The 13277-nt window shown below is 43.4% G+C and carries 4 protein-coding genes, 1 pseudogene and 1 CRISPR repeat array (1 of these 6 cut by a window edge); of the genes and pseudogenes, 2 read left to right on the top strand and 3 right to left on the bottom strand.

Features of this window, described 5'->3' with window-relative positions; all coding sequences use genetic code 11:
* A CRISPR array of direct repeats spans positions 1 to 6007; the repeat unit is 32 nt; unit sequence GTCACTCCCTACGCGGGAGTGTGGATTGAAAT (it extends 882 nt beyond the left edge of the window).
* A 287-nt stretch (positions 6008 to 6294) separates the two neighbouring features.
* From DWY07_RS09660 to DWY07_RS13435, 3 genes are all read right to left on the bottom strand, one after another.
* Entirely contained in the window at positions 6295 to 7245 is a 951-nt protein-coding gene (locus DWY07_RS09660; protein WP_181983905.1) for a PIN domain-containing protein, read from the bottom strand.
* A gap of 196 nt (positions 7246 to 7441) precedes the next feature.
* The gene (locus tag DWY07_RS09655) at positions 7442 to 8533 is read right to left on the bottom strand and encodes a fibronectin type III domain-containing protein (RefSeq protein WP_117822891.1); all 1092 of its coding nucleotides are present in this window, start codon (positions 8531 to 8533) and stop codon (positions 7442 to 7444) included.
* A gap of 960 nt (positions 8534 to 9493) precedes the next feature.
* Complete coding sequence (locus tag DWY07_RS13435; RefSeq protein ID WP_278286971.1) at positions 9494 to 9814, bottom strand: LysR family transcriptional regulator substrate-binding protein; 321 nt, start codon at positions 9812 to 9814, stop codon at positions 9494 to 9496.
* Positions 9815 to 10095: 281 nt separating this feature from the next.
* On the opposite strand from DWY07_RS13435, the pseudogene DWY07_RS09645 reads away from it, so the two are divergent.
* Positions 10096 to 10787, top strand: a pseudogene (locus DWY07_RS09645) (thiamine pyrophosphate-dependent enzyme); the annotation flags it as partial.
* Positions 10788 to 10960: 173 nt separating this feature from the next.
* Positions 10961 to 13180 (top strand): transglutaminase domain-containing protein, encoded by a 2220-nt coding sequence (locus tag DWY07_RS09640; RefSeq protein ID WP_117822887.1) that lies wholly within the window; start codon positions 10961 to 10963, stop codon positions 13178 to 13180.
* Positions 13181 to 13277 lie beyond the last annotated feature (97 nt).

The following is a 13277-nucleotide window of genomic DNA, read 5'->3' as shown; positions in this document are numbered from 1 at the left end:
GATTGAAATCATACACAATTAACGCTTTGTGGATACCAATAGGTCACTCCCTACGCGGGAGTGTGGATTGAAATAACATGAACGCTTGTTCCGGACAGGTCGTACTCCGGTCACTCCCTACGCGGGAGTGTGGATTGAAATATAAATTCATATTATAAACGCGGAGAGTTTCCGCGTCACTCCCTACGCGGGAGTGTGGATTGAAATGCTCGATTACATTTCGGTAATTTTTGAAAATCGTGTCACTCCCTACGCGGGAGTGTGGATTGAAATCCCTCGCGTATACCGTATTATTTGAGTAACAATCGTCACTCCCTACGCGGGAGTGTGGATTGAAATTTCGATGGGGTTTACAAGCTTGGTCTGATTTTTGTCACTCCCTACGCGGGAGTGTGGATTGAAATTTGTAACGGCAATCGTGGGTATTATCTGTGCAGCGTCACTCCCTACGCGGGAGTGTGGATTGAAATTTCTGGCTGGCGTTGATCCTGTCAGTGCTTAGAGTCACTCCCTACGCGGGAGTGTGGATTGAAATATACACAAGTCAGCTAATTATAAAAACGGCAATGGTCACTCCCTACGCGGGAGTGTGGATTGAAATATCCTCGATTAAACATAAGAATCCTTCCTACCCTGTCACTCCCTACGCGGGAGTGTGGATTGAAATTGTGACTTTTGGAATATCTTTGATCACTATGCGTCACTCCCTACGCGGGAGTGTGGATTGAAATAGCAGACCCGATGGCAATTGTATCAACGTGGACACCTGTCACTCCCTACGCGGGAGTGTGGATTGAAATAGAAAAGTCCCATTTCATCGTCACTTTTATTGTGTCACTCCCTACGCGGGAGTGTGGATTGAAATTGGTAATAAGTGTCTGAGTGTTGATATTATCTAGTCACTCCCTACGCGGGAGTGTGGATTGAAATATGCAATCTGTCAATACTTCCCAACTCTTCAGCGTCACTCCCTACGCGGGAGTGTGGATTGAAATAAGTGACATGTTCGATAAAATCCACGAACACCTAAGTCACTCCCTACGCGGGAGTGTGGATTGAAATGGTATTTTACAACGAAGAATACGGCTCTTATATGTCACTCCCTACGCGGGAGTGTGGATTGAAATCATTGTCCGTACCATCAAAATTATTTTCTTTCGTCACTCCCTACGCGGGAGTGTGGATTGAAATGCCAGGGCATGCTGTTTGCGATGCAGCTTTATTCGTCACTCCCTACGCGGGAGTGTGGATTGAAATACGTATAAGGTAGGTATGAATATGAAAAGATTTATGTCACTCCCTACGCGGGAGTGTGGATTGAAATCTCAAAATTTTAGACAATAATACGCAAAGTACCGTCACTCCCTACGCGGGAGTGTGGATTGAAATATTACTGTATATCGTAAAACGCCAGCAAACAATATGTCACTCCCTACGCGGGAGTGTGGATTGAAATTGTCATTTGAAGCGCTAGACAGATTTTATTCTGGTCACTCCCTACGCGGGAGTGTGGATTGAAATTGGTGAGGGTGACACAACTAACACAGTAAATTCTGTCACTCCCTACGCGGGAGTGTGGATTGAAATTTTTGAAATCCATGCATCATTATTAATCATTGGAGTCACTCCCTACGCGGGAGTGTGGATTGAAATATCATACACTTGTAAATTATATTCTCGATGCGGGTCACTCCCTACGCGGGAGTGTGGATTGAAATAGCAGTCAAAGATTCTTAATCCAAACAAGTCACAAGTCACTCCCTACGCGGGAGTGTGGATTGAAATGGTTATCACGACCGCAAAAGTCAATATATTGTCGTCACTCCCTACGCGGGAGTGTGGATTGAAATTACGAACAGGGTCACAAACACACATTCCGTATCCCGTCACTCCCTACGCGGGAGTGTGGATTGAAATTGTTGTATTTGCTAACATAACAACCACTGTAGAGTCACTCCCTACGCGGGAGTGTGGATTGAAATAAGTGTGAAGTCTCAGAATCAAAAGAAATATGAGTCACTCCCTACGCGGGAGTGTGGATTGAAATCGGTTGTTTGTGGTGAAATGAAATGATTTTTTGGTCACTCCCTACGCGGGAGTGTGGATTGAAATTCTCTATCTCAAAGACAATGCATATACAGAGTATGTCACTCCCTACGCGGGAGTGTGGATTGAAATTTAAATATATGCAGGAACAGAATATGTGGCATTGGTCACTCCCTACGCGGGAGTGTGGATTGAAATAAAACAACATCCCTAGGGGGATCGTCGTTAAATCGTCACTCCCTACGCGGGAGTGTGGATTGAAATCTGCAGGTATCTTCTGTTTGCATCAATATCGATCGTCACTCCCTACGCGGGAGTGTGGATTGAAATTGGACGGTAGAAAGAGCTGCACAAGGAGAATATGCGTGTCACTCCCTACGCGGGAGTGTGGATTGAAATATTTTCCGTTGAATCTATATCAGATGTATCATCTGTCACTCCCTACGCGGGAGTGTGGATTGAAATATGCGGAGAATTGCGAATATCCGCGGATACATGGTCACTCCCTACGCGGGAGTGTGGATTGAAATGATAGTGTCGAACAATGATTCTAGACTTTTTTGTGTCACTCCCTACGCGGGAGTGTGGATTGAAATTGAAACCCTCACCGCAACACAGGCTCTTGAAGATGGTCATTCCCTACGCGGGAGTGTGGATTGAAATATGATGAAAAAGATAGAATCTGTATCCGCATAAATGTCACTCCCTACGCGGGAGTGTGGATTGAAATGTCTGTTTCAGTTTCCTTAACTGTAAAGTATTTAGTCACTCCCTACGCGGGAGTGTGGATTGAAATGTCTGTTTCAGTTTCCTTAACTGTAAAGTATTTAGTCACTCCCTACGTGGGAGTGTGGATTGAAATCCAATACATACGGAGAGGACGTTGGATATATGTGTCACTCCCTACGCGGGAGTGTGGATTGAAATCGTTGTGACTGTTCGTGATTGACCAACAGCCATCGTCACTCCCTACGCGGGAGTGTGGATTGAAATATCAAAATACTCACTTGTGACCTCTGTTGTATTCGCGTCACTCCCTACGCGGGAGTGTGGATTGAAATCGGAAAATATGACAACTGTTGCCTTGAGGGATAGTCACTCCCTACGCGGGAGTGTGGATTGAAATTGAAATCACGCCTTACATATCCAGTCGAAGTGAGTCACTCCCTACGCGGGAGTGTGGATTGAAATTCTTTCAAAAATCCACGATTGGCTTCGATCACCGTCACTCCCTACGCGGGAGTGTGGATTGAAATTTATATAAGTCTCATCTTCCGGGTAATCATCGTCGTCACTCCCTACGCGGGAGTGTGGATTGAAATTCTATAATGGATTTAGAAATTTACTTGCATATCAAGTCACTCCCTACGCGGGAGTGTGGATTGAAATCAAGTCATACTCACAGTAACAAATGAGGATAATGGTCACTCCCTACGCGGGAGTGTGGATTGTAATCAGTGATCGAAGATATTAACGTCTTCAAGATCTCGTCACTCCCTACGCGGGAGTGTGGATTGAAATACGTATGGAATTTGGAGGATACCTGTTAAAATCGTCACTCCCTACGCGGGAGTGTGGATTGAAATCGCTGATGCTACAAACAAACTTGGAATTGGTGCAGTCACTCCCTACGCGGGAGTGTGGATTGAAATACTATTACAATACAATTGAAAATATGCTGACATCAAGTCACTCCCTACGCGGGAGTGTGGATTGAAATTTCTGAGTTCAAGTCCACGTTCACGGAGCAGGTCGTCACTCCCTACGCGGGAGTGTGGATTGAAATCAGTATCGGCTGATACTACAAAGCAGGTAACTTGTCACTCCCTACGCGGGAGTGTGGATTGAAATGGGAAAAATACTGGAAAGCATTACTATCCAGTCCGTCACTCCCTACGCGGGAGTGTGGATTGAAATACGTGAAACATTAGAACATGAAGAAAGTGAGGTTGTCACTCCCTACGCGGGAGTGTGGATTGAAATTGGCGAGGGCGACACTACAAACACGGTAAACAGGTCACTCCCTACGCGGGAGTGTGGATTGAAATCTCCACAATCCTGTATCTGTATTTACGATCGAACAGTCACTCCCTACGCGGGAGTGTGGATTGAAATCTGAAAAAGAACGCATTAAAACATATAAACAGCCCGTCACTCCCTACGCGGGAGTGTGGATTGAAATACTTATATATCATTAAGAAAAAAGGAGAATGAAAAGTCACTCCCTACGCGGGAGTGTGGATTGAAATTGTACATGATCGCAAAGTAATCATCACGGCGTGGTCACTCCCTACGCGGGAGTGTGGATTGAAATACCACTAACATTTGCGATTGGGTATGGTAATCTAGTCACTCCCTACGCGGGAGTGTGGATTGAAATACTATGCCGGAGCTATCACCAAAATCCCACCGAGGGTCACTCCCTACGCGGGAGTGTGGATTGAAATCCCTCCACACAAGCGGTTTTCTGCGCGCGTCTTGGTCACTCCCTACGCGGGAGTGTGGATTGAAATTCCGTTGATATAATTAGCATTACTGTTGTTATCGGTCACTCCCTACGCGGGAGTGTGGATTGAAATTAAGATTTGTGGTATTAAATCTTTTATAGTCTGGTCACTCCCTACGCGGGAGTGTGGATTGAAATACTTTCAACTTGAGCTAGCGTACCCCTTGCAAGTGTCACTCCCTACGCGGGAGTGTGGATTGAAATCAACAACAGTTGCTTCTGCTATACAATATTGTAAGTCACTCCCTACGCGGGAGTGTGGATTGAAATCATCGTCTTGTACTGCCTTATAATTGATATGTACTGTCACTCCCTACGCGGGAGTGTGGATTGAAATTTTTCATCAAGCTCCAGCTTTGCCTGTCTTGCCTGGTCACTCCCTACGCGGGAGTGTGGATTGAAATGGCGCATCTTTTCGGGTGATGATCTCGACCTTAGTCACTCCCTACGCGGGAGTGTGGATTGAAATAGATGTAAAGGTTCCATTCCTTATGTGCTTCGGGTCACTCCCTACGCGGGAGTGTGGATTGAAATTAATTACCAAAAAGGAAAAAACGACGTTGGTTAAGTCACTCCCTACGCGGGAGTGTGGATTGAAATTATTCATATCTCCTCGGTTTGGGTCCAGCTCATCAAGTCACTCCCTACGCGGGAGTGTGGATTGAAATATTCCGTATCACCTCGCATTGCAAGCTGTATAAGTCACTCCCTACGCGGGAGTGTGGATTGAAATCTTTGCTCTTTGCATATTCAATCAGATGCCAGTGTCACTCCCTACGCGGGAGTGTGGATTGAAATCCCGCAAGAAAACGGTTACCATGCGTGTAAGCGCCGTCACTCCCTACGCGGGAGTGTGGATTGAAATCGCTAATTTTAGTAAAAATAGCGTGCCTGCGAACGTCACTCCCTACGCGGGAGTGTGGATTGAAATTTCGAATACTGGTTATCAAGGGACTGCGATTACCGTCACTCCCTACGCGGGAGTGTGGATTGAAATAACGAAGAACTTCTTGGAATCGGCGAATATGACGTCACTCCCTACGCGGGAGTGTGGATTGAAATCTGTACAATGTATTTCTAAAATAGCATTATCTGGTCACTCCCTATGCGGGGGTGTGGATTGAAATTTGTGGCTGTTCCGGTAGTTGGTGCCAGATGTGTGTCACTCCCTATGCGGGAGTGTGGATTGAAATCTTTTTGAACAACTGTTTTATAACGCTGTAGTTTGTCACTCCCTATGCGGGAGTGTGGATTGAAATGTAGAAGTGTATTAGATTTTTCGTAGAAGTGAAGTCACTCCCTACGCGGGAGTGTGGATTGAAATGTTAAACTTAAGTTTTTACGAATAGTTGTATTCATGTCACTCCCTTCGCGGGGGAGCGAATTGAAATGGTATAGCTGATCAGGTCGATGAGCAGAGAGAGTCATTCCCTATGCGGAAGTGTGGATTGAAATCTCCCAAATAAACTATAACTATGATTATTACGCTACACTCCCTATATGAGAGTGTAGTTTAATAAATGTCAAACATAGAAAAATAGAAAGAAATCTGAGATTCCACTAAAAAATAGACTTTTAAAACGCATCATTAATAAGGACTGTTACATTCTAAAAATTAGTAGAGATTTTGTTCCTGAATACTCTATTTTCCCCCCACCACAGCCTTACTTACCACATCCCCTATATGCGATTCGGCTCCTGTGGCGGGGGAGAACTTTGTTCTGGTTCCTTTTTGTTACATGCTAGAATGTCTTCTGCAGAAATTCCGCATGCGATTTATAGTAGCGATAGTATTCGGTACCCTTTTCCTGACCATACTTGGTTACGAAGAGGTTGTGAATTTCCCGAAGGTTTGCTTTATGCGGGTATAGTTTTTTATAGAAATCATCAATGAGAGCAATACCGGCATTAGAGTAAACAATCGATAAGAATTTACGGTATTTTGTTTTCTTTTGCCAGTTGACCTTTGGTATCTCGTAGGATGAACTCTTTACTATACCATAGATATAACTTCCTTTTTCCTGACCGTAGATTGATATAAGTATGTTGTGGATGGCGGATAGATTACTTTTCCCGACACAGGAAAGTAATGTATCGACCTGTTCCTTATCATACAGCGGCGTAGATACAGCTTCTGGAATAGCAGCCTGTTTATCAATCTTAACAGGAACAGCAATTTTGCCAGGATTCGTAGCAGGAGTGGTTTCTACGATCACGTCCGGCTTTGGATTTTCTGCCTTTATTACTGAATCATCAATACTTTCCGGTACTGCAGTAAAAGCTGGAATTGCAGGAAGCATTGGCTTTTGTATAGATAGTTCATTTGCCAGTGTGTGGAAAATGGAGGGAGCCTTGCGGCATACATGGTATCCGCGTTCCGTCCAGAAATGTACCACGCTGTCAAAACCTTTATCTTTTGAAACAATGATGAGGTTGTCGTCCGGATTTTTAACTGTATACGAACCAAGGTAGGTTACAAGTTGAAAATCTAAGGCATTATCAGTTCCGTTTTCACAGAGGATGAACTCAGGTTCAAAAGGGGACTGTTTCAATGCGACAACATTTGCATAGGACATGTTAGGAGACTTGTCGGTGTAGAATACAAGGATACAGTCATCGTCATTCAGATAATCAAATAGTTGTATCCAGGAATCACCGACGTTCTCACTATCTACAAAAAATATATTTCTCATGATCACCTCGTTTAACCAGAACAAAATAAGTATAGCATATAATTTTATCGAACTGAACAAGAAAATGTCGACATAAATGTCGGCAAAAAAACAACACCTCCACCCCATAGTAGTTTCATATGCAATACATTTCAGAAATTCTGTCTTGTATCATATAACCACCATGGAGCAGAGGTACTTTATATTATGCGGTTATTTAATGGATCGCTTCTGAATTCATAACAGTCTTAGCTGTACCGGCATAAGGGTAAGCCCAGAGAAAACTGCTTATTTTATTGTAAGTAACATCCATATTCAGTTCATAGGACTGTACATTTTTGAGATTCTTAATCTTTACATCTTGTGTAGCACGAACCTTGAGCCGGAGTGTTTCATTTGCCTTAAGAGTCAGGCTCTGGTTGCTTTTGTATTTCTTCCAGGTGCCATCACCCTTGCGATAGGAAATGATATCAACACCTGTTTCAATGGTCGAACCATCGTCCAGTTCAATCGTCAGTACAGCATTGTCATATAATTTCAATGTGTCATTATAGGCTTTGCTGGTAATCTTATATACTGTTTCGTTATCAGCGCATTTTACACTGTTGTCAAATTTGAACGTATATTTACCGCTTCGGTTTGTTGCAGATATCTGTTCGTAGTCCGTAAATGCACTGTAATATTTCTTTTTGCCGACCTTAAGATAAGTTCTAACCTTATAGCGGTATGTCTTGCCGGCTTTTACCGTCTTGTCTTTGTAGTTCAGACTTTCTGCACTTTTCTTGACTGTGGCAATCTTCTTGTAGCCCACGATACCCATTTCTTTCCGGTAGATTTCATATCCGGTTGGAAGTACGCCGCCTGAACTGTATAATTTCAGCGTGATCGACTTTGTACTTCTTGGGGCTTCTGCAAACTGGTATTCGTCAAATGAACACACAAGGCCTGTATAGGCAGAGGCTGGGATACCGGTTTCGATAACTTTCTTTTTGTTTTTATAACCACGTATCATATAAGTATAACGTTTTTCCGGTTTCGCTTTTTTGTCGGTATAGCTTTTCTTCTTACCCGAAATGGTTGCGATCAGTTTGTATTTGCCTGCGTTCCAATCCTCATCCGCAACCGCTCGGTAGATCTTGTATTGTGTAACTCCTTTTTGTGCTCCCCATGACAATTTCACCGAGGTGATCGAGGTAGCGGTAGCTGTTACGTCAAGATAGTCACTGGCTTTTACGACTGGCATGCTTGTAAACATGAGCTCTCCGATCATAATAAACATGAGTATGAGACTGATAATCTTTTTGTTCATAACCTTCAACTCCTTTCTTCGTCCGATATATACAGTTTATATTAGATGTATTTTTATATTCTGCTTATGTCTTTGCCAACATACCTTATAAATGACACACTTCGTTTTCTATTCGATGCATATGTCTTTTTTGTAAATACTCTTGTGCCAACTCACCTTCGGCTGAGCGGAGCACTTAGTGAAGACGAGCGTTAGCGCGAAGCCTGAGGTTAGTGTAGCTTACTCTAATTTGCCAGCGTGCATCTCATAACGAAAGCCTCGTGTATGTCATATTACAAGGTATATTGCCATAGACACAAACGGAATATAAAAAATAAACGTTAATTCTATACCTGTATATCCGGCTCCATAACCCTAAATTCCAACATACCATTTTCTTGATATGCTTATATCAATTGTACCATAGGCTGGCTTATAACGCTACTACGAAAGCACAGTCAAAATGACGAAAAAACCAAGAAAATAGGCGGCTTGCGGCTATATCTGGCAGATTATACATTCTATCAAAATCTCCCTTATAAATTCCATTGACGACCTGCGATAGATAATCCAAAGAAGTAAGCCGAAAGTATTAATAAATATTCCGTTGCATATCAGCCTGTCACCCTCTTCCCACTATAATAAGACGTAAAATGAGGATTTCGTTATGAGATGCACGCTGCTGGTAAATACGGGTGTCTGTCTGAGTCGAATGTTAGATTGGTTGATGGGTAGATACATTCAAATATAGTCCTTGCTTATAGTGTTTGTATCGACCAAGGCATAGCATGATATGACATTAGCGAGGTTTTCGTAATAGAATGCATATTGTCAGTAAATACGAGTGCCTGTTTGAGCCAAAGGCGAGTTGGCACAGGAGTATTTACGAATTAGACATATGCATTCTATAGAAAACGGAGCGGGTCATATATGCTATGCCTTGGTCGATACAAACACCATAAGCAAGGTTACGCTATCACATCACCCCTCCATCAGCCGGATAAGATCTTTTGCGGCATTCGACAGATAATGCCCGTTCATATAGCCGATGCCAAGTGTATAGCTGGCGCTTGGATAGTTAAGCTGGATCACATTGAGGTTGTCAGTCAGCTTCCGGTCAGACAGAAAATTGCCGGGATAAACCGTGCATCCATAGTGGTTGATACACAGATTATATAAGGTTTCCAGATTGTTGGATTCCACACCAACCTTGACAGCCATTTTTTCAGACTGGAAGATGCTGTTCATGGCACTCCGGATCGTATTGCCGGTTTTATTGAGAAGAAAATTGCAAGGTTCCAGAACCTGAATCCTTCCGGTGCTGATCAGGATGCTCTTGACGTGACTGAAGTCCGGTCCGAAACAATTTTTTAGATATTCATCCGTAACCAGCAGGTATAGATGATCTGTCCCTTTCGTTCATCTGCGATATCCTGAAATTCACTCATCATTTCTGTTTCCGCCTGAACCAGACGGTTCGCATAGTCCAGAAATCGTTCTCCGGCATAGGTAAGCTTCAGTGGTGTCGTTCGTTCAAATAATTTTGCACCCAGCGTCTGCTCGATACATTTATAACGACAAGACAGAAGGATTACCAGAATGTGATATTAGAAAAGGCAGATCTGATTATTACAGTTGGTTATGATATTGTCGAGTTTGCACCGATCAAATGGAATCTGAAGGATGACCACAAGATCATTCATATTGATTCACGGCCGTCTGCGATATCCGATCCGTTATGGGTAAGGAGGATATTCTGGTATCTGATGTTGGAGCCCATAAGATGTGGATATCCAGACATTATAACTGCTATGAGCCAAATACCTGTCTAATCTCAAATGGTTTTGCAACGATGGGTATAGCGGTTCCCGGTTCGATCGCAGCGAAGATGTTATATCCGGAAAGAAAGGTACTTGCTGTTACAGGTGATGGTGGTTTCATGATGAATTGTCAGGAGATTGAAACAGCTGTTCGGATGAATGTTCCGATCGTCGTTCTGGTCATGCGGGATGACAGCTATGGTTTGATCAAATGGAAACAGGATGACCGGTTTGGCGATCACTGTTTTGTAGATTTTACAAATCCGGATTTTGTAAAAATGGCAGAGAGCATGCATGCAGTCGGACTTCGTGTAGATAAAACAGAAGATTTGAAGGATGTTCTGGAACAGGCATTTGCATCTGGTAAAGTCTGTATCATTGACTGCCCGGTTGACTATGCAGAGAATACAAAACTGACGGGACACTTAAAACAGATGATCGCAGAATTGGAATGATAAATGTATGAAATGCGCGAAGCACATCATGCAGCTATTTAGAAATAAAAATTCTCATAGTATCCTCTTACCATCTATGATAAAATAGAACCAGTATAAAAGGTACGGAGTACAGTATAAAACAAGAGGGTGCACAGACTGGATGCACAGCAGATTGATACAGGGGTGATGCTATGAGAAGATATAGGAAACTGAAAATATTTGTGGCAGGGCTTGCCATGATCGTAGCGGCGGCAACGGGCGGCGGAACCGTATTTGCAGCGGGAACAACAATGGCAGAGATAACAACGAATAAAACGCACGATACTCTGTCAGAAACGGAAGAACAGACAGAGGAAGAAGCGGATACATCTACACAGGTTGAAAATCGACAAGAAGAAACAGATAAAGATGAGATTTTGGCTGCGGAGCCGGAAGAGGATTCGTATGGCTGGGAAGAAATCCTGGGTGACGTGAATGCGGTCACGATGGGAAATGGAATATCCGCTTATAACCTTCGGGAAGACAGGACAGCAACGGACCGGTATTATGATCAGTTGGATGATGTGTCAAAAGAAATCTATAAGAGCTTATATGATGCCTATAAAGATGGCTCTACAACGAGTACGATCACGTTGAATTATTCCAGCGTGTGGAAGGATCAGAAGATTACGATCACATCGGATAATAAGATGGTCATGCCGGATACCTTTCATCCACAGGTGCTGAGCTGGGAACGTGACATGCTGACTCCGGCATTTCTTGCTCTGATCTATGACCATCCGGAGCTTAGCTGGCTGTCGGGTGCAACCTATTATATGTCATACAAAATAAATGGAATTTCATATTATTCGTCTGAGCTGGATGAGAATAACAGTATGGTAAAGGATGTAACAGTTCCATGTATTACGACCTATATCAAAGAACCATCGGTGAATGCAACAAAGGCGGAGATGGATACGATCGTGTCGGAGGCAACGGAATCGATCAATAAGAAGCTCGCGGGAAGTACATCCAGATATCAGACCATAAAAGAGATTCATGATTATATCTGTAACAGTACATCCTATGCAAAATCTAATACGACAAGCAGTGAATATCAATCGGCTTACAGTGCATTTCGTGACACGAATGGTGATGGAACGGTGGAGACGGTCTGTGCAGGATATTCCAGAGGCTTTAAGCTGTTGTGCGATGCATATGGAATACCATGTGTGCTTGTGACCGGAGTGACAGATACTGGTGGAGCCCATATGTGGAATCTGGTTCAGATGGAGGACGGTATCTGGTATGGAGTAGATGCGACCTGGGATGACCAGACCAGCCGGACCTATTATGATTTCTTTTTGGTTGGATCTGCAACGAAGCCGGATCATTTTGCAAAGACCGATTTCGGGAGCTGTCATATAGCAGAAGGTGCCTGGGATGCAAATGGCGCATATGAATTTGTCTATCCGGAGCTGAGTACAGACCTGTATCATGAAGATCAGGATGGAGATGGAATCTGTGATCTGTGTAATGCAATGTTAGATGGTATGAGCGCATCACTTGCCGGATATTCGCTCCGGCTGGAGGAGGAGACGGGAATCTGCTTTTATCTGCGGTTTACAAATACAGTTTTAAATGACAGCGGTGCATATATGAAATTTACGATGCCGGATGGAAGCACAACGCAACAGAAGGTGACGGATGCAGAGAAGCAGACAGTAAATGGAAAACAGTATTATGTATTTACCTGTTATGTGGCAGCAAAGGAGATGGCGGATGATATCCGGGCACAGGTATTTCTGTCCGATGGAACTGCCTGTGGAACAATATATCGGTATTCGGTTCAGGATTATGCGGGATATATGTTAGACCGGAGTAGTACCTATACAGCAGAACTTCCGGTCGTGAAGGCAATGCTGAATTACGGAACTGCCGCACAGGAATTGTTTGGTTATCATACCGGTGATCTGGCAAATGCAATTCTGCCGGAGACGGAACGTCAGATAGGAAGCATGGATCTGACTGCACTTGCATCCTATCAGTCCGTGCAGGCAGGAAATATGCCGGATGGAATTTCCTATTATGGAAGCTCCTTGGTGCTACGTTCAGGAACACTGATCCGTCATTATTTTACAAAAGCAGGTGATGTGGAGCTGAGTGATATAACATTTACCTTAAATGGAAATGCAGTAACTCCGGTATCCGTCGGATCCAATATGTTTTATATAGAAATTCCTGCCGTGCATATTCAGAACATTACACAGATGAATACATTGGCAGCAGGAGAGAGTGGAGCGATAACATATGGTGTTTTAAGTTATGCGTATACGGTGTTGTCGGCTCAGACATATGGAAGCACACTGGAACAGGTTATGAAAGCTATGGTTATATATCAGCAGACAGCACAGACCTATCTTGCCAGATGACACAGGCTTGTTCAGAATATAAACGAGGACAAAGAGCCGAAAAAATAAAAAGAGTCAAAAAACAAAAATAAAGACGAATTAAAACAGGAGACAGTAT

This window comes from Clostridium sp. AF23-6LB (assembly GCF_003461085.1).
In the GTDB taxonomy this organism is placed as follows: Bacteria; Bacillota; Clostridia; order Lachnospirales; family Lachnospiraceae; genus Coprococcus; species Coprococcus ammoniilyticus.
This window is presented reverse-complemented; position numbering and strand designations above follow the sequence as displayed.

Coding starts and splice junctions, on each gene's coding strand:
- DWY07_RS09660 (WP_181983905.1), bottom strand. CDS start 7,245: ATGAGAAATATATTTTTTGTAGATAGTGAGAACGTCGGTGATTCCTGG.
- DWY07_RS09655 (WP_117822891.1), bottom strand. CDS start 8,533: ATGAACAAAAAGATTATCAGTCTCATACTCATGTTTATTATGATCGGA.
- DWY07_RS09640 (WP_117822887.1), top strand. CDS start 10,961: ATGAGAAGATATAGGAAACTGAAAATATTTGTGGCAGGGCTTGCCATG.